This is a genomic window from Proteus genomosp. 4 str. ATCC 51469 (genome assembly GCF_003144375.1).
Lineage (GTDB): Bacteria > Pseudomonadota > Gammaproteobacteria > Enterobacterales > Enterobacteriaceae > Proteus.
The window spans coordinates 46,215-69,096 of the sequence record NZ_PENV01000008.1; the positions used below are offsets into that span (position 1 = coordinate 46,215).

Below are 22,882 nucleotides of genomic sequence, written 5' to 3' on the forward strand. Positions count from 1 at the left end.
CTTCAATTCTGATTGAGAGATTTTGGGAGGAAAACAGGGAATAGGATAAATTTGAGATAAAACGCACACACTAGAAGTAGTAATAGATTGATTTATTTCTCGCGCTTTGCCATATTTTAACATGCATTTTTGTGTGAAAATAGAATAATATATTTCCAACTTGTTGATATATAAATATGTCTTGTACAACCCTTTATGCAAAAGGATAAAACGTGAAAGTAAAAATCATCTTTTCTTTGGCAATTTTGCTTCTTGCTGGTTGTGCTGATAATGCTCGTCAACCAATTCAAAAAGACACATCTCGATTTTTAAGCCAAAAGCCGATAAATAGTCGTATTAATAATGCTTCAATATCTACGGCACAATGGAAAGCAACCCCTTTTGATAATCACATACAGCAAGCCTCTAGCCGTTATAATGTTGATGAAACATTAATTAAAGCGATCATCCAAGTTGAATCTAACTTTAGACCAGAGGTGATTAGTAAATCAAATGCAGTTGGATTAATGCAAATTAAAGCATCGACAGCAGGAAGAGATGTTTATCAAAATAGAGGAAAAGCGGGGCAACCAACAACAGCTCAATTGAAAGATCCCGCTATTAATATTGATTTAGGTACTGCTTATATTCAACTATTAAGAGAACGCCACCTTGTTGGTATTGCTGATCCTGAAACACTTTATTACGCCACCATTCTTGCTTATGTTAATGGTGCAGGCGCTTTATTGAGAACATTTGATAAAGATAGAGATAATGCGATAGCTAAAATTAATTCAATGAGTGCGGATGATTTTTATCGTTACGTTGAAAAAAACCATCCGGCAACTCAAGCACCACGTTATTTAGCTAAAGTAAGAGCAGCTTACCATGCAGGGGATAATTAATCTGGCAAATTAGCTGCGGCTTGGGCCTGTTTTAATAAAGCAGGCAAATCTGCAATAATTTCAAGAACGCCGTTAATCATAAATTGAACACCCATACAGATTAATAAAAATCCCATTACACGAGAAATAGCATCAATACCACTGTGACCTAAATATTTCATAATGCTGGTGGAGCCACGAAGTGATACCCAAACGATAACGCTAATTAAAAAGAAGGTTGTCACAGGGGCGATATATAATACCCATTGTGCAATATCAGTACGTGATGGGATTGACGCTGCTGTACTGATTATCATTGCAATGGTTCCGGGACCTGCGGTACTTGGCATTGCTAAAGGAACAAAGGCAATATTAGGCTCTTTGGGATTGTGGTGAGGATTATTATCGTCTGAAATAGGATCATCGACATTAGGTGTATTAGGAAACAGCATACTAAAGCCAATAAAGGCTACTATCATCCCACCAGCAATACGAAGACCGGGTATCGAAATACCAAAGGTTGTCATTATGACGCGACCTGCATAAAACGCGATGGTCATAATGAGGAAAATATAGACACATGCCATTAAAGATTGTTGATTACGCTGTTCTTTGGTCATATTTCCTGAAAGACCAAGCCAGAGAGCAACAGTCGTTAATGGATTAGTTAAAGGTAAAAGTAAAATAAGACCAAGGCCAATAGCCTGAAAAAACTGGTAAGCAGAGTGCATGGAATATAAAAGCTCCTATAATAACAGGTAATTAAGGAGTATTTATGATAACAAATTAAACAGCAAAAAAGTTATTTTTAAGCATAATAATCTTAATGTGTATTAGTATTTTTTCATAAGCCATTCTAAGTGCACTTTTACTGCCCCCCAGTCATAATCAGTAATGCTATAAACGCAAGTATCTCTTTTTTGACCATCTGTTGTTAATCTATGATTACGCAAAATACCATCCAGCTTTGCACCAAGTCGCTCAATCGCTCTACGGCTAGTCTGATTTAATATATGAGTACGAAATTCAACAGCAATACATTGCAAGTCTTCTAAGGCATATTTAAGTAAAAGATATTTAGCTTCTGTGTTTATTCCTGTTCTTTGTACTTCTTTGGCATACCATGTTGAACCAATTTCTAATCTTGGTGTTTGATTATCAATATTCATAAAGGTTGTTATGCCAACCACACGGTTATTAGCTTTAGAAATAATGGAAAAAGGCAACATTACCCCTTTTTGCTGCAATTGAAGCTTATGTTCAATATCACGTTTCAATTCTGTCACTGAAGGAACAGTTGTAAACCAAAGTTCATCGGGCCTATCTTTTTCAATTAGCTCATAAAGTTCGGAATAATGTTCCATGCTAAGAGGCACTAAACGTACAAGTTTTCCTTCCAGTGTTGTCCACTCTGTTATCTTTTTCATAATAAATATTCTCTGGGGTTGTTAATAACAATGCGTTTCTTAAGAATACTTTTTATACATAACAAATTTATGAATTGATATGGTTATTTAAACGGTTATTAAAAAGTAGGTAAAATTCAGAATGATGAAAATAGAGAAAAGAATGTGAGTGATTCTTTCTCAACAGAGAATGACTGCCTTACCACAGGTGAGGTTGCATGATGCATGCTAATCTATAACTCAGTAATCAAGATATCACTGTAAATAAAATAGATTGGTAAAAAATGACAAATGTAATTGAATGGGATGATTTTCTCCGTGTAGAAATGCGTGTAGGAACGATTATTAGTGCAGAAATAAATAAAAAAGCAAATAAACCTGCTTATGTTATGGAGGTAGATTTAGGTGAATTGGGTATCAAACGGTCTAGTGCCCAAATTACGGTAAATTATACACCTGAAGAACTTGTTGGGCGCCGTATTTTATGTGTTTGTAATTTCCCTGTTAAGCGTATAGCTGGCATCAAATCCGAAGTACTAATTACCGGAGCACCAGATGAAACAGGTGCGATTGTATTAGCAGAATTTAATTTACCTTTACCAAATGGCTCGCGTTTGGCTTAAGTTTGTTTAACATAATAATTTCCTAACAAGATACTCTTCGATAGTGATGTTCTGTTGGGTTTTGATATAGTGTTTATCAACCAGCGCATTGAATAGGAGGAGTGTCTTTTGTTATTACCTCAATTACATTTACGATGTTATACACAAGAGACGGTATCTCATCAGCATGATAATTTATGGCAGATTATTTTTGGGTTGTCTGGCTCGATGGAAGTCAATTTCAATCGAGAAGACTTTCTGATTTCTAATCAAAACTGCTTGATTATCCCTCCAACCATTCATCATGCCTTTTCAGGCAATATAGATAATAAAAATCTTATTCTAGAACTTCCTGCAACCTCGCAATGGCAATTAAGTGAGAAAGGTGGGCAATTTGCATTGTCACCGGCAGCGATTGGGTTATTAGAATGGCTACATCAATATCCTCAACCCCCAGATCAATACTCCACGATCACGCGCTTATTACTCGCTCAAATGGAAATACAAAAAGGTTGGCGTGATAATCTTGATACGTGGTTAGCAAATAAGTTACATACGCCACTCACAACACACGATATTGCATTAGCATTTAATGCTTCAGCAAGCACGCTACAACGAAAAATGAAATCCGAGCTAGGTATGTCTGTGATGCAATATGTAACTAAACAGCGACTTAATAAAGCCGCTGAGTTATTGAAATATACATCCACAAATATTGAGAATATTGCTTTAGCGGTAGGGTATGATTCTCATTCTGCATTTAGCCAAGTATTTCGCCAATACTTTAATAAAAGTCCTACAGAATATAGGAAAGCCTAATTATTGCGCTGCTTTATTTTTCACTGAGTAAATTCGAGGGCATAATTTATCGAAAATTAGCGTAAACAAATAGGTATAGATAAAAAAGAACACCAAAATGGTGATTTCCATGCTTATGGCTTTTATAAAACCAACGTTATACCACCACATATAAAGTGGAATGGTAAAGAAGAATAGACCTAATTCAAAACTTATTGCATGGGTAAGTCGTACCATGACTGTGCGTTTTTTGATCCCTAATTTTGACTCAATTAATTCAAAGAAAGAATTAAAAATATAATTCCAAATCAGAGCAATAACAGAAACAGCGATTGCAACGGGAAGTGAATTATGTGATTGGCTTTGGCTTAATATTGCCAGTAAAACAGTGCTTAATAAAATGGCAAGAGTTTCGAAGGTAATAGCATAAACCAACTTACGAGGGCGGGGCTTTAGATAAAACACGTTATACACCTTTATGTTAACAATGAAAGTTCTGGCCCGCCCCAGAGAATGTTATTTTTAAAGCCACGGTTTCCGCTTGATTGGGACTGATGGTAATGAAATTAGTTATGAATTGCAAAGTGATAAGTATATTTTTGATGATTGGCATATCTACGACTACGGCTAAAATAATGAATATTATCTATGATAGAAAATATGAAGAAGAACATAGAATAATGAAAAACTCACACTATAATGTGATTATACAAATGATGGGCAGATAGGAAAATAGTGAATATATTGTGTGGGTGTATTTACTTAATATAAAATAAGGATGCTTATGAGTGGTGAAATTGCTGTTTTCATAATGGCTGTCTTTTTTATTGCAATGGCCATTTTGTATTTAGCCCCCGTTTATTATTTTTTTGTTGTTATATCAGCATTAAAATATATCCAGCCTCCACTAAAAAAATCCATCTTGTTTTCTTTGATTTTAATATTAATTAATATATTTTTCTATTTTAATACCACTTTAGTTTCAAAGGGAGAGCTTGCTCTTATTAAGAGCAATGATCCTCAATTTATTTTTCTAGGTCTATTATTTTTCTGTCTCCCATTTATTTATCTTCATATCGTCAGAAAAAGAAACCCTAAAATAGTGGGCTATTGGATAGCCTTCACATTGTCATTCTTAGCTTATAACTCATATTATTTTCCACAAAAAATGATGGGAGATAAAAAAGAGAGAGTTATTCAGCTGTTACAAAGAGGTGATTTAGAAGCATTAGATAAAGTTTGGAAAGGAAGTTGTCCTGATCCTTATAGCATTGAAGTGGAATTTTTTTATAACACAGATTTGATAAAAACATTTGATAAAAAATCACTCTGGTTTTTAACTGAGTGTGTAAAACAAAATAAGAAGACAGAATCTCTTTATTTATATTATAGACCGACTAACTATCCGCTGTTTGATAGAGAGTTTTCAATAGCAGAATGGAATGAAAATGTTGTCGATTTATTTATCGATAAAAAATTTTATAGCACCCTTCCAGAAGAAGAGAAAAAGGAACTAGGCGATACCATCATACAAACTTTTCAAGAAGGATTAATGTATACAGGCACCTTTGATGATTATACGAAAAAAATTGATTATATTCTTCAACAGCGTCCTGAATTTAAAAACTATATTATTTTTGATCGAAAAGAGTTTATATACGCATTAAGAAATCACCGATTACAATATGCTCAATATCTTAAAAAATATCTCGATAAGAATGATCCTTTTATTAAATTAGGTTTTGCAATCATTGAAGATGACATTAAATATGTTGTTGATGAAGGAAAGAAAAATCCTGAAATCTTTACTCAAATTCTTATGGATACATCAACATTATCTGCATCTGGTTGTGATAAAGGGGTTATGTCTTTTGATATAAATACCTTTATTTTTAGTAATGGAAGTAAGAACTTAATTCTAGCGCTGCTGGATAATAATCTAGTAAATACAAGTAATTATAAATGCAAAGGGTATAATTATTTGGCTGATGAACGTAGCAAAGAAAAAACCTGCTTTAGCTATTTACTTCGACATCTTGAATATAATCATGCCATCAAAAATAGAGATGATAAAAAAGAGATAGAGAAACGAGTATCGAGTCAATTAATACAATGTGATGAGTGAGATTTTTTTGTCGTTTCTATTTCGTGTTTTCTTGGGGAAATATAGGTAGATAAATGTATAAATCTTTACTGTCTGTGATAATATCCCCCCTGAGTTGCGATAAGGCTCAGTGATGCTATGGCTATTTATAAAATGAATATGCGTACATGACTGTGTGCAAACCTCGCGAGGTAAAGTGAGAACTTGTCGTAACGTACTGAATATAGATGAAATAAAAAGCTTACAAGTGATCTTGCGTGAGGGTCACCACTGTAAATAAGGATTTTAAATGCCAATTATTACTCTTCCTGACGGAAGCCAACGTCAATTTGAAAATGCAGTTTCTGTCATGGATGTCGCTGCAGATATCGGTCCTGGACTTGCGAAAGCATGTATTGCAGGCCGTGTTAATGGTGAGCTGGTGGATGCTTGTGAATTAATCGAACACGATGCGAATCTGGCGATTATCACCGCAAAAGATGATGAAGGTCTTGAGATTATTCGTCACTCTTGTGCCCACTTACTGGGACATGCAATTAAACAATTATGGCCACACACCAAAATGGCGATTGGTCCTGTTATTGAAAATGGATTCTACTACGATGTGGATTTAGACCATTCTCTAACACAGGAAGATTTAGACACTCTAGAAAAACGCATGCTAGAGTTGGCGAAAACAGATTATGACGTTATTAAAAAACGCGTAAGCTGGGCTGAAGCTCGTGAAACATTTGTTTCTCGTGGTGAAGACTATAAAGTTGCTATTCTTGACGAAAACATTAGCCAAGACTCTCAACCAGGTCTTTATCATCACCAAGAATATGTTGATATGTGCCGTGGGCCACACGTTCCAAACATGCGTTTCTGTCATAACTTTAAATTACAGAAAATCGCAGGTGCATATTGGCGCGGTAACAGCGATAATAAAATGCTACAACGCATTTATGGTACAGCTTGGTCTGATAAGAAACAGTTAAAAGCTTACTTAGATCGCTTAGAAGAAGCCGCTAAACGTGACCACCGTAAAATTGGTAAACAGCTTGATTTATATCATATGCAAGAAGAAGCGCCGGGTATGGCTTTCTGGCATAATGATGGCTGGACTATTTTCCGTGAGTTAGAAACATTTGTACGTTGTAAATTAAAAGAATATGATTACCAAGAAGTAAAAGGTCCATTTATGATGGATCGTGTTCTTTGGGAAAAAACAGGTCACTGGGAAAACTACAAAGAAAACATGTTCACAACATCTTCAGAGAACCGTGAATATTGTATTAAACCAATGAACTGTCCAGGTCACGTACAAATCTTTAAACAAGGTTTACGTTCTTACCGTGATTTGCCACTACGTATGGCTGAATTTGGTAGTTGCCATCGTAATGAACCATCAGGTGCATTGCATGGTTTAATGCGTGTTCGTGGCTTTACACAAGACGATGCGCATATCTTCTGTACTGAAGAACAAATTTTAAGTGAAGTAAATGACTGCATCAAATTGATTTATGATGTATATTCTACTTTCGGATTTGAAAAAATCGTTGTTAAGCTGTCTACTCGCCCAGAAAAACGTATCGGTGAAGATGCACTATGGGATGTTGCTGAAGCAGACTTAGCAAAAGCCTTAACTGATAACAATATTGAATTTGAATATCAGCCAGGCGAAGGGGCGTTTTATGGCCCTAAAATTGAATTTACACTTTACGATTGTTTAGATCGTGCATGGCAGTGTGGTACAGTACAATTAGACTTCTCACTACCAGGTCGTTTAGGCGCATCTTATGTTGCCGAAAACAACGAGCGTAAAGTACCTGTTATGTTACACCGAGCAGTGCTAGGATCCTTAGAACGTTTTATTGGTATTCTGACAGAAGAATACGCAGGATTCTTCCCAACTTGGTTAGCACCACAGCAGGTTGTCGTGATGAATATCACGGATGGACAGGCTGATTATGTACAAAAACTCGTCAAAGAATTGCAAGATGCCGGTATTCGTGCAAAAGCAGACTTGAGAAATGAGAAGATTGGCTTTAAAATTCGTGAACATACTTTACGTCGTGTTCCGTACATGCTTGTCTGTGGCGATAAAGAAGTTGAATCAGGCAAAGTGGCGGTTCGTACTCGTCGAGGAAAAGACCTTGGCAGTATCGACGTTAACGAATTTAAAGAAAAGCTTCTGCAAGAAATTAGAAGCAGAAGTCTTCATCAGTTGGAGGAATAAGGTATTAAAGGCGGAAAAAGAATTCAATCAACGCGTCAGAATCGCATCAATGGTGAGATTCGCGCTCATGAAGTTCGTTTAACAGGTTTGGATGGCGAACAGATTGGAGTTGTTAGTCTGAAAGAGGCTCTTGAGAAAGCCGAGGAAGCAGGTGCTGATTTAGTAGAAATTAGTCCTAATGCCGAGCCGCCGGTTTGTCGTATTATGGACTACGGCAAATTCCTCTATGAGAAAAGTAAGACTCTCAAAGAACAGAAAAAGAAACAAAAAGTTATTCAGGTCAAGGAAGTTAAATTCCGTCCTGGTACAGATGAAGGCGACTATCAGGTCAAACTACGCAACCTGATTCGTTTTCTTGAAGATGGCGATAAAGCTAAAGTCACGTTACGTTTTCGTGGTCGTGAAATGGCACACCAACAAATCGGTATGGAAATGCTTAACCGTATCCGTGAAGATTTGGATGAACTGGCTGCTGTTGAATCTTTCCCTAATAAGATTGAAGGGCGTCAGATGATCATGGTGTTAGCGCCGAAGAAGAAATAGTCGGGCAATTCAAGTAATAGCGTCAGCCTTAATGGCTGATTGCTATTCGCCTCATTATTTTATGTTATTAACAATGCGAAGTGGATTATAGAAATGCCAAAGATTAAAACAGTACGCGGCGCAGCTAAGCGCTTTAAAAAAACTGCTGGTGGTGGCTTTAAGCGTAAACATGCTAACCTCCGTCACATTCTGACTAAAAAATCAACTAAGCGTAAACGTCATTTACGTCCAAAAGGCATGGTCTCTAAAGGAGATTTAGGTCTGGTCGTAGCTTGCTTACCATACGCATAAGTATCATTTTTTTAACAGAATATAGACATTAGGAGTTTAATATGGCTCGTGCTAAACGTGGCGTTGTTGCCCGTGCTCGTCACAAGAAGATTTTAAAGCAAGCTAAAGGTTATTACGGTGCACGTTCACGCGTATATCGTGTAGCTTTCCAGGCTGTTATCAAAGCTGGTCAATATGCGTACCGTGACCGTCGTCAGAAAAAACGTCAGTTCCGTCAGCTGTGGATTGCGCGTATCAACGCAGCAGCTCGTCAGAACGGTATGTCTTATAGCCGTTTCATCAATGGTCTGAAAAAAGCATCCATTGAAATCGACCGTAAGATTCTGGCTGACATCGCTGTATTCGACAAAGTAGCATTTGCTGCTTTAGTTGAAAAAGCGAAAGGTGCTCTGGCTTAATTATTAAGTCAATGGAAGAGGGAGTTTTCTCCCTCTTTTATTTTGTCTAAATTTGTGGCTTAATGATATAAATTCAATAAGTTAATATTTGAAGAGACATTACTCATGTTAAATATCGCTTTTTTCCGTTTCTTTTTTTACTTTAGCGCCTAAATTAAGGGGCTTTTGCGCGTAAGAAAAGAAACGAAAAGTAGCGCCTGAGCCTCCAATATGGAGGCTTTTTTGTTTTCAGATCCCAATACTGGGTTAGAAACCAAAAAGGGCAATTTTATTCGTCATCATTGATAACAACTAATAGACCTCATCAGGTCAAAGGAAGAGGAAACGATGCCACATCTCGCTGAACTCGTTGCTCAAGCTAAAGCAGCTATCGAAGAGGCACAGGATGTTGCTGCGCTGGATTCGGTTCGTGTTGAATACTTGGGGAAAAAAGGTCATTTAACGCTTCAGATGTCCACGCTGCGCGACTTACCCGCGGAAGATCGTCCAGCTGCAGGGGCTGTCATTAACCAGGCTAAACAAGAAGTTCAGCAAGCGCTGAACTCTCGTAAAGAAATTATGGAGTCAGCATTATTAAACGAACGTTTATCTGCTGAAAAAATTGATGTTTCTTTACCTGGTCGCCGTATTGAAAACGGTGGTCTACACCCAGTAACTCGTACAATTGAACGTATTGAAACTTTCTTTGGCGAATTAGGGTTTTCTGTAGAATCAGGCCCTGAAATTGAAGATGATTATCATAATTTTGATGCGTTAAATATTCCTGCACATCATCCAGCAAGAGCTGATCACGATACATTCTGGTTTGATGCGAAACGTTTACTGCGTACGCAGACATCTGGCGTGCAAATTCGTACCATGCAAGATAAACAGCCACCTATCCGCATTATTGCGCCAGGTCGTGTATATCGTAATGACTATGATCAGACTCACACACCAATGTTCCACCAAATTGAAGGTTTAATTGTTGATAAAGACATTAGCTTTACCAATTTAAAAGGAACACTGCACGATTTCCTGAAAAACTTTTTTGAAGAAGATATGGAGATTCGTTTCCGTCCTTCCTATTTCCCATTCACAGAGCCTTCTGCTGAAGTCGATGTTATGGGCAAAAATGGTAAATGGTTAGAAGTGCTGGGCTGCGGTATGGTTCACCCAAATGTATTACGTAATGTAGGTATCGATCCTGAAGTTTATTCAGGTTTTGCGTTCGGTATGGGTATGGAACGTCTAACTATGTTGCGTTACGGTGTCACCGATTTGCGTTCATTCTTCGAAAACGATCTTCGTTTCCTCAAACAGTTTAAATAAGGTGGGATTATCTCATGAAATTCAGTGAACTTTGGTTACGTGAGTGGGTAAACCCAGCGATTAGTAGCGAAGAACTTTCTGAACAGTTGACAATGGCTGGCCTTGAAGTTGATGGTGTTGAAGCTGTTGCCGGTGATTTTCACGGTGTGTTTGTTGGCGAAGTTGTTGAGTGTGGGCAACATCCAAACGCAGATAAATTACGTGTGACTAAAGTCAACGTAGGCGGTGAGAGATTATTAGATATCGTTTGTGGCGCACCTAACTGCCGTCAAGGCTTAAAAGTTGCGGTCGCAACAGTTGGTGCTGTATTACCAGGCGATTTCAAAATTAAAGCAGCAAAACTGCGTGGCGAACCTTCTGAAGGTATGCTGTGCTCATTTTCTGAATTAGCAATTTCAGAAAATCATGAAGGTATTATTGAATTGCCTGCTGATGCACCTATTGGCATGGATATTCGTGAATACTTAAAATTAAATGATAATGCGATTGAAATTAGCATTACACCAAACCGTGCTGATTGCTTAGGCATTTTAGGTGTTGCTCGTGATATCGCTGTTATCAATAAAATGGAATGCCAAGTACCTGATATGTCGCCGGTTGCGGCAACTTCTTCAGCGACATTCCCTGTTCGTGTTGAAGCGCCAGAAGCGTGTCCTCGCTATTTAGGTCGTGTTTTCACTAATATGAATGTGAAGGCAAAAACACCTTTATGGATGCAAGAAAAATTACGCCGTGGTGGTATTCGTTCTATTGACCCAATTGTTGATATTACTAACTTAATTCTACTTGAAATGGGTCAGCCACTGCATGCGTTCGATCTTGATCGCGTTGAGGGTGCTGTCGTTGTTCGTATGGGTAAAGAAGGTGAAAAACTCACTTTACTTGATGGCAATGAAATTACATTAAAAGATGATGTTCTAGTTATTGCTGATGAAAAACACGCATTAGGTATGGCGGGTATTTTTGGTGGCGAATCATCAGGTGTTAATGAAGAAACTAAAAATGTATTTTTAGAATGCGCATTCTTCTCTCCATTATCCATCACAGGCCGTGCACGCCGTTATGGTTTACATACTGATGCTTCTCATCGTTTTGAGCGTGGTGTTGATTCTGAGCTTCAATACAAGGCAATGGAACGTGCAACTAAGCTACTGTTAGAGATTTGTGGTGGTGAAGTTGGTGAAGTGATTGATGTAACCAATAAAGCATATTTACCTAATATTGCACCAGTTAAATTAACTCGTAACAAGTTAGACCGTTTATTAGGTCACGTTATTGATGATGCACAAGTTCTGGATTCATTAACTCGCCTAGGTTTCACCGTTACTGTTGAAAATGATGGTTGGTTAGCAAGCGTTCCTTCATGGCGTTTCGATGTTCAAATCGAAGAAGATCTTATTGAAGAAGTCGCTCGTATTTATGGTTACAACAATATTCCTGATGTGCCACTACGTGCTGATTTGGTGATGACTAATCATCGTGAAGCGAATTTGTCATTAAAACGCGTTAAAACAATGCTGGTAGACAATGGTTTCCAAGAAGCCATTACTTATAGCTTTGTTGATCCGAAGATCCAAGCTTTATTACACCCAAATGAAGACGCATTAATTCTACCTAATCCAATTTCAGCTGATATGTCAGCAATGAGATTGTCTCTACTGACCGGATTATTAACGACTACTGTATATAATCAAAATCGTCAACAATCTAGAGTTAGGTTATTTGAAGCAGGTCTGCGTTTTGTTCCTGATAATCAAGCAGAATATGGAATACGTCAGGAACTGATGCTGGCTGGTGTGATCGCGGGCAACCGTTATGAAGAACATTGGGCTTTAGAGAAGCAAACTGTTGATTTCTTTGATTTGAAAGGTAATATTGAATCAATTCTGGAATTGACAGGCCAGCTAGATGAAATTACATTTAAAGCAGCTAATCATTCAGCGCTTCATCCGGGACAAAGTGCTGGGATTTATCTGAGAAATGAATACATTGGCTGTATTGGCGTTGTTCATCCAGAGCTTGAACGCAAACTTGACTTAAACGGTCGTACGGTAGTATTCGAAATACGTTGGAATGCAATTGCAAATCGTAGTTTACCACAAGCAAAAGCAGTTTCTCGTTACCCTTCGAATCGTAGAGATATCGCTGTAGTTGTTCCGAATGATGTTGCTGCAGAAGATATTTTAGCTGAATGTAAGAAAGTTGGCGGAAATCAAATAGTTGGCATAAACTTATTTGACGTGTATTGTGGTAAGGGAGTAGCAGAGGGCTATAAAAGCCTCGCTATTAGCATAATCTTGCAGGATATCGAGCATACACTGGAAGAAGATGAGATTGCTGCAACAGTAAGTAACTGTGTCGCAGCATTGAAACAGCGATTCCAAGCATCCTTGAGGGACTAGACCTATGGCGCTTACAAAAGCTGAAATGGCAGAAAATCTGTTTGAAAAACTTGGTGTTAGCAAACGCGATGCAAAAGACCTTGTAGAAGCCTTTTTTGAGGAAGTGCGTCGTTCTCTTGAAAATGGAGAACAGGTGAAGCTGTCTGGATTCGGAAACTTTGACCTGCGTGATAAAAATCAGCGCCCAGGTCGTAATCCGAAAACAGGGGAAGACATTCCTATTACGGCTCGCCGTGTTGTTACTTTCCGCCCTGGACAAAAGTTAAAAAGCCGGGTTGAAAGCGCAACACCAAAAGAGTAAAAATTAAAAACACCCAAAACGGCTTTCTATTGAAGGCCGTTTTTTTTGCTTTTTTATCTGTAATTTTATGATGGTTCTCCAATTTAGAGGATGTTTTATTTTTTAATAATCGTAGTTTCTTATTATTTATCATTTAGTTAAATACTGTAATCATAGATACATCTCTTTGTCATTATTCACTCCCAATTAAAGTGTTTTAAAATTAGCTTTTCATCATTGAATACGAACATGTTATGTTGCATTAAAGGTATTTTATAAATAAAAACGATGAAAAAAGCGGTAGTGTTAATAGGGAATAAAATGAGTAAAGATAATCCTCTTATTGAACTTAAAAAAAAACAAAGTATTGGCGATAGAAAAAAATTATTCTTAATGACATCAATATTGTGTCTACTTTTTGTTTTTTCCCTTTCTCTCGGTGAAATTTCCTTATTTCCACATCAATGGTTAACCGACGAAGCTAAATTATTTATTTGGCAAATTCGACTACCAAGAATACTTGCTGTCATGATGGTAGGAGCAAGTTTAGCCATTGCTGGCGCTATTATGCAGGCTTTATTTCAAAATCCGTTGGCAGAGCCAGGATTATTGGGGGTAAGTAGTGGTGCTGGCGTGTGTATTGTATTACTGATTGTTTTACACGTTGGCTCAAATCCTTGGTTAATAAGCAGTGTGGCAGTTATAGGCGCCTTAGGTATTACCATTTTATTAATGTGTTTTGCTCAAATAAAAAAACTGTCTAATGCTCAGCTGCTATTAATTGGTGTTGCATTAGGTGTTATGGCGAGTGCTGTCATGACTTGGTTAGTTTATTTCAGTTCAGCTTTAGATTTAAGACAATTAATGTATTGGTTGATGGGGAGCTTTGGGGGGATTGATTGGCGTCATCAAGCATTATTTTGGGCTCTTATTCCGATAGTTGCTATCCTAATTTCACATGCAGATACTTTGAATTATTTATCATTAGGTTCATTTAGGGCAAAGCAATTAGGGGTATCAGTTAATCGATGGCGCAATGGATTTATCTTAGCTGTCGGATTATTGATAGGGCTAAGTGTGGCGATAGCTGGTGCTATTAGTTTTATAGGTCTTGTTGTGCCACATTTATTACGATTGAGTGGCATAACTCATTATAAAACATTGTTACCTGCGTGTGCACTCACGGGGAGTGGATTGTTATTACTTGCTGATCTTTTATCTCGTTTGATGCTAAATGGTGCAGAAGTTCCGATAGGTGTGATTACGGCAACACTTGGTGCTCCTCTATTTATCTGGTTATTAGTAACGAAAGAGATGGGACGTTTGTAATATGGCGCTACTTAAGCTTGATAATTTGAATGTTGATAATCGACTCCATACATTTACAGAGTTTGTGGATTATGGTGAACGTATTCACTTAATTGGCGCAAATGGTGCAGGAAAAAGTACGCTTTTAATGGCTATAGCGGGAGAGCTTTCATTTAGTGGTGGAATTATTCTAAACGAAACCTCAATAAGACATTATAAATATGATGATCTTTCTAGAATGCAAAGTATTGTTATACAACAATTAGAGGCTTTGTCATTTATGCCCGTTTTTCATTATCTCGCTTTATATTACAAAGTGTCTGAAATGGATGTTGAGCAACTAAATGTATTGTTGAGTGATTTTCAGATTGATAACTTATTATCAAAAAATATTCATCATTTGTCTGGGGGAGAGTGGCAACGGATCAGGATCGCTGGCGCATTTATTCAATTATGGTCAAGTGACGATTTAAAAGGAAAGTTAATGTTACTTGATGAACCAACGAATAATCTAGATGTCGTACAATTGGCGATTTTGGACAAATGGCTTGATATATTTTGCCAACAAGGCGGCGCTGTTATTATGAGTACACACGATTTAAATCATTCCTATCAAAAAGCAGACAGAGTTTGGCTAATAAAAAATGGAAATTTGGTTGATTCTGGATCATCTGCGCTCTTATTGGACGAAAAATTATTATCAACTACATTTAATACAAATATCAAATGCATCAATGATGTTGATCATATTGATTGGCAAATTTTTTAATATTATGGCTATTGAGACGATTATCCCCAAGTAATTATTAAGGTTCTTTTAATGTTTTCTTAATAAGACGGATGTCGATGAACAATAGTTTGTATATAATTGTTTTTATTCATTCATTAATTAGGCTACATTTTTATGAGTCACTTCCTTCCTTTCTCTCGCCCAGCGATTGGCGATGAAGAAATCAAAGCCGTTGAAGATGTATTGCGTTCAGGTTGGATCACAACAGGCCCTCAGAACCATCAATTAGAGCAAGACTTCTGTGAAAAATTTGGTAGCAAACATGCTATTGCAATTTGCTCGGCCACTGCGGGTATGCATGTTGTTCTAATGGCTATGGGAATTGGCGCTGGTGATGAAGTTATCACGCCATCACAAACATGGGTGTCAACCATTAATATCATTACGTTACTAGGTGCAGAGCCAGTGATGATTGATGTTGATCGTGATACTTTGATGGTAAGTGCAGAAGATGTCAAAAAGGCGATTACTCCTAGAACGAAGGCAATTATTCCGGTTCATTATGCAGGTGCGCCTTGTGATCTGGATGCATTACGAAAAGTTGCACAAGATGCGGGAATTCCTCTTATTGAAGATGCGGCACATGCGATTGGCACACGCTATAAAAATGAATGGATTGGTGAAAAAGGAACCTCTATTTTCTCTTTTCACGCTATTAAGAACGTGACTTGTGCTGAAGGTGGTTTGGTTGTTACTGATAATGACGAATTAGCCAATCGAGTACGTTGCTTAAAATTTCATGGCTTAGGTGTTGATGCTTTTGATAGACAAATTCAAGGGCGCAAGCCTCAAGCTGAAGTTGTTGAACCTGGCTATAAATATAATTTATCTGATATTCACGCTGCTATTGCTGTGGTGCAATTAGGGCGTTTAGAGGAAATGAACGCGAAACGTGCTGAATTAGTGGCACTATATCGTGAAAAACTCAAAGACTCACCATTAGAGATGTTGAGTATTCCTGAGTACCCTCATTTGCATGCTAATCACCTATTTATGGTGAGAGTAGATAAAAACATTTGTGGTATCGATCGTGATACCTTTATGGAAAAATTGAAGCAAAAGGAAATTGGTACAGGACTTCATTTCCGTGCGGCGCATACACAAAAATATTATCGTGAGCGCTATCCCGCTTTATCCCTTCCTCAATCAGAGTGGAACTCTGCAACGTTATGCTCGCTGCCGTTGTTTCCTGATATGAGTAATGAAGATGTTATTCGCGTTGTAGATGCGATCAATGAAATTCTTTCGGAGCATATCTAAGTGTCAACATTTGATAAAATCAAAAAAGTATCGGTTGTAATCCCCGTTTATAATGAAGAAGAGAGCCTTCCTCAACTTTTAGAGCGTACTATAAAAAGCTGTAAGCAATTAAAACAAGAGTATGAGCTGATCCTGGTTGATGATGGCAGTAGTGATAATTCAGCCAAAATGTTAGAAGAAGCGGCTGCAATAGAAGAAAATCATGTAATTGCAATTATTTTGAATCGTAACTACGGTCAACACTCTGCAATTATGGCTGGCTTCAATCAAGCTGATGGTGATTTAGTCATTACATTAGATGCAGATTTACAAAACCCACCTGAAGAGATCCCAAGACTCGTTACAACTGCAGAAGAAGGTTATGATGTTGTGGGGACTCGTCGTCGCAATCGTCAAGATTCATGGTTTCGTAAAACAGCTTCAAAAATGATTAACTCCATGATAACCAAGGCGACAGGTCGCTCTATGGGAGATTATGGATGTATGCTACGTGCATATCGTCGCCATATTGTTGAAGCAATGTTACAGTGTCACGAAAGAAGTACCTTCATTCCTATTCTTGCGAACACATTTGCTCGTCGTACGATTGAAATTGATGTCGCACACGCAGAGCGTGAATATGGTGATTCAAAATATAGCTTTTTAAAGCTAATTAATCTGATGTACGACCTTTTAACTTGCCTTACTACAGCACCGTTACGTTTATTAAGCATTGTCGGCAGTGTGATCGCTGTTTCTGGCTTTGTTTTAGCATTACTTCTCATTGTTTTGCGTATTATTTTCGGTGCAATGTGGGCCGCTGAAGGTGTATTCACACTTTTCGCAATCTTATTTATGTTTATCGGTGCGCAGTTCGTTGCAATGGGCTTATTAGGTGAATATATAGGCCGGATTTATAATGATGTAAGAGCGCGTCCTCGGTATTTTATCCAAAAAGTGGTTGGTGTTAACAAACCCAACGAAGATCAGGAAAAAGACTAATGAAAGCAATAGTATTTGCCTATCACGATATCGGCTGTGTTGGTTTAAAAGCACTTGAAAAAGCGGGTTATGATATTCAAGCTGTATTTACCCACACTGACGATCCAAACGAAAATCATTTTTTCTCATCTGTGGCTCGAGTGAGTGCAGAAATGGGATTGACAGTATTCGCGCCTGAAAATGTCAATCACCCATTATGGATTGAACGTATTCGTGAAATGAAACCTGATGTCATTTTTTCTTTCTATTATCGTCACATGTTAAGTGATGAGATCCTGAATTTGGCACCAAAAGGCGCGTTTAATTTACACGGTTCTTTATTACCAAAATACCGTGGTCGTGCACCAATTAACTGGGCTATTGTGAATGGTGAGACAGAAACAGGTGTTACTCTGCATAAAATGACAGCAAAAGCTGATGCGGGTGATATTGTTGCTCAAGAAAAAGTTACCATTACAGATAATGATACTTCTCTGATTTTACATGAAAAAGTAAGAGAAGCAGCGAATAAGTTACTCTCAAGTGCATTACCACATATTGCATCAGGTGATTATTCAACAACTGCGCAAGATGAAAGCCAAGCTACTTACTTTGGTCGTCGTTGTGCTGATGATGGTTTAATCGACTGGAATGCAGACGCAAGAACAGTCCACAATTTAGTGCGCGCCGTTACTGAACCATACCCAGGTGCATTTACTTTCTTAGGCGAACGTAAAATGATTATCTGGCGCTCTCGTGCTGTTGCAGATAATCAAGGTAAACGCCCTGGTACAGTTATATCAACAGAACCTTTAGTGATTGCGTGTGAAAAAGGCGCAATCGAAGTGTTAACAGGTCAAAGTGAAAATGGTCTTTATGTTCAAGGAAGTCGTTTAGCGGCTGAAATGGGCATTGTGACAGATGTTCGCGTTGGACCAAAAGCAACGGCACAAGTTAAACGTCGTAAACGTGTTCTGATTTTAGGTGTGAATGGCTTTATTGGTAACCATTTAACAGAGCGTCTATTAAAAGATGATAACTATGATATCTATGGTATGGATATCGGTTCATCTGCAATTGAACGTTTTATTGGTAATCCACGTTTCCACTTTATTGAAGGTGACGTGAGCATTCATACAGAATGGATTGAATACCACATTAAAAAATGTGATGTTATTCTGCCATTAGTGGCTATTGCAACGCCAATTGAATATACCCGTAATCCATTACGTGTCTTTGAATTAGATTTTGAAGAAAACTTAAAAATTGTACGTTATTGTGTTAAGTATAATAAACGTATTATTTTCCCATCCACATCAGAAGTTTATGGTATGTGTGATGACAAAGAGTTTGACGAAGATAATTCACGTCTGATTGTTGGTCCAATCAATAAACAACGTTGGATTTACTCGGTATCTAAACAGCTATTAGACCGGGTTATTTGGGCTTATGGTGCTAAAGAAGATCTGAAATTTACGCTATTCCGTCCATTTAACTGGATGGGACCTCGTCTAGATAACTTAAACTCAGCACGTATTGGTAGCTCTCGTGCAATCACACAATTAATTCTGAACTTAGTTGAAGGTTCACCAATTAAATTGGTTGATGGTGGTGAGCAGAAACGTTGTTTCACCGATATCAATGACGGTATTGAAGCTTTATTCCGCATTATTGAAAACCGTGATAACAAATGTGATGGTCAAATTATCAATATCGGTAACCCAACTAACGAAGCAAGTATTCGCGAATTAGCAGAAATGCTGTTAGATTGCTTCGAAAAACATGAGTTACGAGGCCATTTCCCTCCATTTGCAGGCTTTAAGAAAATTGAAAGTAGCAGTTACTATGGTAAAGGCTATCAAGATGTTGAACACCGTAAGCCAAGTATTAAAAACGCAGAGCGTTTATTGGATTGGAAACCAAGTATTGAAACCCGTCAAACTGTAGAGGAAACATTAGACTTCTTCTTACGTGGTGCGGTTGAAGAATTAGGCGATAAATAGGATCAGATAATGAAGAAAGTTGGTTTGAGAGTTGATGTGGATACTTATCAAGGAACGAAGCAAGGTATTCCACAGCTACTGGATGTATTTGCCAGACATAACATTCATGCCAGCTTCTTCTTTAGCGTGGGTCCAGATAATATGGGGCGCCATTTATGGCGCCTTTTAAAACCAAAGTTTTTATGGAAAATGCTGAGATCTAATGCTGCATCGTTGTATGGATTAGATATTTTATTAGCAGGAACGGCATGGCCAGGCAAAAAAATTGCTAAGAATCTAGGTTATTTGATGAAAGAAACCCAAAATGCAGGGCATGAAGTAGGGTTACATTCATGGGATCACCAAGGTTGGCAAGCAAAAGTCGCTCGTTGGTCAACAGAAGAATTAATGCAACAAGTTCGTTTAGGTGTAGAAGCACTGGAAAAAGCACTTGAAAACCCTGTAAAATGTTCAGCGGTTGCTGGGTGGCGTGCTGATGAGCGCGTATTAACAGTTAAAGAAACTTTTCAATTCGATTACAATAGCGATTGCCGAGGAACGCATCCTTTTAGGCCGATTTTAGAAAATGGTTCTATCGGTACGGTGCAAATTCCAGTAACATTACCAACTTATGATGAAGTCGTCGGCACAAAGGTAAAGGATGAGGATTTTAATCAATTTATTATTGATGAAATCAAAAAAGACAGTGGAATACCTGTTTATACTATCCATACCGAAGTTGAAGGAATGTCAAAAGCAGCTCAGTTTGAGCAGTTACTGGCAATGATTGCAAATGAAGGCATCGAATTCTGTCCGTTAAGCGATTTATTACCACAAGATAAAGAAACGCTTCCGATGGGTAAAGTTGTTCGATCTGACTTTCCAGGTCGAGAAGGCTGGTTAGGGTGCCAACAAGAGGTCTAACGAAACTATGTTGAATAACCGGGCGAGTAAAATCGGGGCCATCCTCTTGGCTCTTTTTTTTGTTCTTACCTACTTATTTCCATTGAACAGCCGGTTATTATGGCAACCAGATGAAACCCGTTATGCGGAAATTAGCCGCGAAATGGTGGTGAGCGGGAACTGGATAGTTCCTCATATGCTCGACATTCGCTATTTCGAAAAACCTGTTGCAGGTTATTGGATCAATAATGTTAGCCAATTAATATTTGGCCACACAAATTTTGCTGTACGTTTTGGTTCAGTAATTTCTATTCTATTAAGCACATTACTTGTTTATTTACTGGCAAGAATGATGTGGCGTAACCGCCAAGTCGCTTTTGTTTCTAGCTTAATTTATTTATCCATGTTTTTAGTGTTTAGCGTAGGCACTTACAGTGTATTAGATCCTATGTTAGCACTTTGGGTTACTGCGAGTATGGTCTGCTGTTTTTGGGCACTGAAAGCGACGACGGTAAAAACACGAATATTAGCGTGGATAACATTAGGTTTGGCTTGTGGTATGGCATTTATGACTAAGGGGTTTTTAGCTTTAGCTATCCCTGTCATTGTGATGATACCTATTACTCTTTATCAAAAGCAATTTACTCAAATGTTGCTCTATGGCTTACTTGCAGTGTTTAGTGCTGCATTGATTAGTTTGCCATGGGCGTTAGCTATTGCAAAAGCAGAGCCTGATTATTGGCATTATTTCTTTTGGATTGAACATATTCAGCGTTTTTCTGGTGAAGATGCTCAGCATAGTTCCCCATTCTGGTACTATATCCCTATTGTATTACTAGGGGTAATACCTTGGCTTGGTTTATTGCCTGGCGCATTAATGGGAGCTTGGAAGAAAAGACGTAAACGTCCAGAGCTATTTTTCTTATTGTGCTGGTTTGTTGTTCCGTTTTTATTCTTTAGTATTGCGAAAGGTAAATTACCGACATATATGTTGCCATTTATGGCGCCGCTTGCAATGCTAATGGCGAAATATGGCGTAGATTGTGCACGTAAATTTAGAATGAAAGCACTGCGTATTAATGGCTATATCAACATCTTTATTGGCGTTGCTGCCGTTGTCGCTATCTTAGTCATTCAACTTGCTTCTTCAAAACCTATTTATATGCCTTATGAATGGTCTAAATGGGTTTTAGCCATCGTTGCATTCTCTTTATGGGGTATTATTGGTTATCTTTGCTCTACGCTTAATGGTAAACATTGGTTATGGGCGGCATCTTGCTCGTTAGGCGTGAGTTTATGCATTGGGCAGGCAATACCTAACAGTAGTGTTGATGGAAAGCTACCTCAAGAATTTATTCGTCAAAATATTGATACACTCAATGCGAGCAAATATATTGTAAGTAACAGTGTGGGTATTGGTGCTGGGTTGGCGTGGGAATTACAGCGTAGTGATATTTATCTTTATGAAAGAACAGGTGAGTTAACTTATGGTATTAGAGAGTATCCTGATTCTCAGCATAAATTAATTAAACCTGACAATTTTGTTCAATGGTTAGAGCAAGCAAGAAAAGAAGGTAATGTATCAGTCGTTATTACGTTTAAAGATCCGAAAAAGTTAGCTCAATTGCCGAGACCTGAAGAGCTTGTGACAAATCATCGAGTTGCTATTTTAACGTATGAGAAGCGTAATTAATGTCCTTTGTTTTATTGTTAATTGTGAGCTTTTTGACCTGCATAGGACAAGTATGTCAAAAACAAGCGGTGGTTAGCTGGCAAAGTGGCGCATTAACAAAAGCCAGAAAAACGATTTTCTGGCTTTTTGTTGCCATTGCGATGCTTGGTTTGGGGATGCTATTTTGGTTACGATTATTGCAAATTCTTCCTCTAAGTATTGCTTATCCTATGTTAAGTATTAATTTTATTGTGGTGACATTAATTGGGCAGTTTGTTTATAAAGAGCCTGTTAATGTGAAACATTGGATTGGTATTGCATCGATTATGGTTGGCATTGTATTGATGAGTATACAAGCATGAAAGGCTATTTATGGGCGATGGGAAGTGCGTTATTAGTCACTGTCGCTCAATTGTTATTAAAGTTTGGTATGTCTGAGCTACCGGATTTACAGTTAGAAAAACAGTGGTTTGATTTTTCATGGCTATGGGCAAACATAACGCCAATCGCTATTGTGTTTGCTGGCCTTGTCGGTTATGTCCTTTCTATGGTTTGCTGGCTATTCACTTTACGCACTATCCCTTTAAATAAAGCTTATCCACTTATTAGCTTAAGCTATGTTTTTGTTTATATCCTTGCTGTGATATTACCTTGGTTTCAAGAAACCCCTTCATGGACAAAAACTGCAGGTGTTGCTTTTATTATGGTAGGTGTTTGGTTGATTAGCCAGAAACCTAAAGGGTCAACATCACACTAAATTCAGAGTTTGGGTTTTATTTCCTATATCTTGT

Annotated in this window: 23 protein-coding genes and 1 other annotated feature; of the genes, 20 read left to right on the forward strand and 3 right to left on the reverse strand. The window is 37.9% G+C overall.

Features of this window, described 5'->3' with window-relative positions; genetic code table 11:
- The first annotated feature begins 212 nt into the window (after positions 1–212).
- On the forward strand, positions 213–884 hold the full coding sequence (locus tag DK866_RS09170; protein ID WP_109408655.1) for a transglycosylase SLT domain-containing protein: 672 nt from the start codon (positions 213–215) through the stop codon (positions 882–884).
- On the opposite strand, the gene DK866_RS09175 is transcribed toward DK866_RS09170, so the two are convergent.
- Entirely contained in the window at positions 881–1,594 is a 714-nt protein-coding gene (locus DK866_RS09175; RefSeq protein ID WP_109408656.1) for a MarC family NAAT transporter, read from the reverse strand. The two genes, DK866_RS09170 and DK866_RS09175, sit on opposite strands and share 4 nt — an antisense overlap.
- A gap of 102 nt (positions 1,595–1,696) precedes the next feature.
- On the reverse strand, positions 1,697–2,290 hold the full coding sequence (locus DK866_RS09180; RefSeq protein ID WP_109408657.1) for a GNAT family N-acetyltransferase: 594 nt from the start codon (positions 2,288–2,290) through the stop codon (positions 1,697–1,699).
- A gap of 263 nt (positions 2,291–2,553) precedes the next feature.
- Here DK866_RS09180 and DK866_RS09185 point away from each other — a divergent pair, with 263 nt between their 5' ends.
- Together DK866_RS09185 and DK866_RS09190 are read left to right on the forward strand one after the other, a co-directional pair.
- Positions 2,554–2,892 carry a tRNA-binding protein gene (locus DK866_RS09185; RefSeq protein WP_109408658.1) on the forward strand — a complete coding sequence of 113 codons (339 nt, stop codon included), beginning with the start codon at positions 2,554–2,556 and terminating at the stop codon, positions 2,890–2,892.
- 108 nt (positions 2,893–3,000) lie between these two features.
- Positions 3,001–3,690, forward strand: a complete 690-nt coding sequence (locus DK866_RS09190; protein ID WP_109408659.1) for an AraC family transcriptional regulator — start codon at positions 3,001–3,003, stop codon at positions 3,688–3,690.
- On the opposite strand, the gene DK866_RS09195 is transcribed toward DK866_RS09190, so the two are convergent.
- Entirely contained in the window at positions 3,691–4,134 is a 444-nt protein-coding gene (locus DK866_RS09195; RefSeq protein WP_109408660.1) for a PACE efflux transporter, read from the reverse strand. It abuts the gene before it with no gap.
- Positions 4,135–4,453: 319 nt separating this feature from the next.
- On the opposite strand from DK866_RS09195, the gene DK866_RS09200 reads away from it, so the two are divergent.
- The 17 genes from DK866_RS09200 to arnF all read left to right on the forward strand — a co-directional run bounded on the left by DK866_RS09200 (position 4,454) and on the right by arnF (position 22,848).
- Entirely contained in the window at positions 4,454–5,794 is a 1,341-nt protein-coding gene (locus DK866_RS09200; protein ID WP_109408661.1) for a hypothetical protein, read from the forward strand.
- A 268-nt stretch (positions 5,795–6,062) separates the two neighbouring features.
- On the forward strand, positions 6,063–7,991 hold the full coding sequence (gene thrS, locus DK866_RS09205) for a threonine--tRNA ligase (protein ID WP_109408662.1): 1,929 nt from the start codon (positions 6,063–6,065) through the stop codon (positions 7,989–7,991).
- 3 nt (positions 7,992–7,994) lie between these two features.
- A complete protein-coding gene (infC, locus tag DK866_RS09210; protein ID WP_036937410.1) occupies positions 7,995–8,534 on the forward strand; it encodes a translation initiation factor IF-3 in 540 nt (179 codons plus the stop codon).
- A gap of 93 nt (positions 8,535–8,627) precedes the next feature.
- Positions 8,628–8,825: a 50S ribosomal protein L35 gene (gene rpmI / locus DK866_RS09215; protein ID WP_004263702.1), complete on the forward strand. Its 198-nt coding sequence runs from the start codon at positions 8,628–8,630 to the stop codon at positions 8,823–8,825.
- Positions 8,826–8,866: 41 nt separating this feature from the next.
- Positions 8,867–9,223, forward strand: coding sequence for a 50S ribosomal protein L20 (rplT, locus tag DK866_RS09220; protein ID WP_036937406.1), 357 nt, complete (start codon positions 8,867–8,869; stop codon positions 9,221–9,223).
- Between the two features lie 104 nt (positions 9,224–9,327).
- Positions 9,328–9,450 (forward strand) — a sequence feature (Phe leader region).
- Between the two features lie 100 nt (positions 9,451–9,550).
- Entirely contained in the window at positions 9,551–10,534 is a 984-nt protein-coding gene (gene pheS / locus DK866_RS09225; protein WP_072070368.1) for a phenylalanine--tRNA ligase subunit alpha, read from the forward strand.
- Positions 10,535–10,548: 14 nt separating this feature from the next.
- On the forward strand, positions 10,549–12,936 hold the full coding sequence (gene pheT, locus DK866_RS09230; RefSeq protein WP_109408663.1) for a phenylalanine--tRNA ligase subunit beta: 2,388 nt from the start codon (positions 10,549–10,551) through the stop codon (positions 12,934–12,936).
- Positions 12,937–12,940: 4 nt separating this feature from the next.
- Entirely contained in the window at positions 12,941–13,237 is a 297-nt protein-coding gene (ihfA, locus tag DK866_RS09235; RefSeq protein ID WP_036937394.1) for an integration host factor subunit alpha, read from the forward strand.
- A gap of 300 nt (positions 13,238–13,537) precedes the next feature.
- Positions 13,538–14,545 carry a vitamin B12 ABC transporter permease BtuC gene (gene btuC / locus DK866_RS09240; RefSeq protein ID WP_109408664.1) on the forward strand — a complete coding sequence of 336 codons (1,008 nt, stop codon included), beginning with the start codon at positions 13,538–13,540 and terminating at the stop codon, positions 14,543–14,545.
- A 1-nt stretch (position 14,546) separates the two neighbouring features.
- Positions 14,547–15,293 (forward strand): vitamin B12 ABC transporter ATP-binding protein BtuD, encoded by a 747-nt coding sequence (locus DK866_RS09245; protein WP_109408665.1) that lies wholly within the window; start codon positions 14,547–14,549, stop codon positions 15,291–15,293.
- Positions 15,294–15,428: 135 nt separating this feature from the next.
- On the forward strand, positions 15,429–16,574 hold the full coding sequence (gene arnB / locus DK866_RS09250) for a UDP-4-amino-4-deoxy-L-arabinose aminotransferase (protein WP_109408666.1): 1,146 nt from the start codon (positions 15,429–15,431) through the stop codon (positions 16,572–16,574).
- Positions 16,575–17,555 (forward strand): undecaprenyl-phosphate 4-deoxy-4-formamido-L-arabinose transferase, encoded by a 981-nt coding sequence (gene arnC / locus DK866_RS09255; RefSeq protein WP_109408667.1) that lies wholly within the window; start codon positions 16,575–16,577, stop codon positions 17,553–17,555.
- Positions 17,555–19,537: a bifunctional UDP-4-amino-4-deoxy-L-arabinose formyltransferase/UDP-glucuronic acid oxidase ArnA gene (gene arnA, locus DK866_RS09260; RefSeq protein WP_109408668.1), complete on the forward strand. Its 1,983-nt coding sequence runs from the start codon at positions 17,555–17,557 to the stop codon at positions 19,535–19,537. The genes arnC and arnA overlap by 1 nt, the downstream gene beginning before the upstream one ends.
- Positions 19,538–19,546: 9 nt before the next feature.
- The gene (gene arnD / locus DK866_RS09265) at positions 19,547–20,440 is read left to right on the forward strand and encodes a 4-deoxy-4-formamido-L-arabinose-phosphoundecaprenol deformylase (protein WP_109408669.1); all 894 of its coding nucleotides are present in this window, start codon (positions 19,547–19,549) and stop codon (positions 20,438–20,440) included.
- A gap of 7 nt (positions 20,441–20,447) precedes the next feature.
- The gene (gene arnT / locus DK866_RS09270; RefSeq protein ID WP_109408670.1) at positions 20,448–22,112 is read left to right on the forward strand and encodes a lipid IV(A) 4-amino-4-deoxy-L-arabinosyltransferase; all 1,665 of its coding nucleotides are present in this window, start codon (positions 20,448–20,450) and stop codon (positions 22,110–22,112) included.
- Positions 22,112–22,453: a 4-amino-4-deoxy-L-arabinose-phosphoundecaprenol flippase subunit ArnE gene (arnE, locus tag DK866_RS09275; protein WP_109408671.1), complete on the forward strand. Its 342-nt coding sequence runs from the start codon at positions 22,112–22,114 to the stop codon at positions 22,451–22,453. Before arnT ends, arnE begins: the two co-directional genes overlap by 1 nt.
- Positions 22,450–22,848: a 4-amino-4-deoxy-L-arabinose-phosphoundecaprenol flippase subunit ArnF gene (gene arnF, locus DK866_RS09280; protein ID WP_109408672.1), complete on the forward strand. Its 399-nt coding sequence runs from the start codon at positions 22,450–22,452 to the stop codon at positions 22,846–22,848. The genes arnE and arnF overlap by 4 nt, the downstream gene beginning before the upstream one ends.
- The last annotated feature ends 34 nt before the right edge of the window (positions 22,849–22,882 follow it).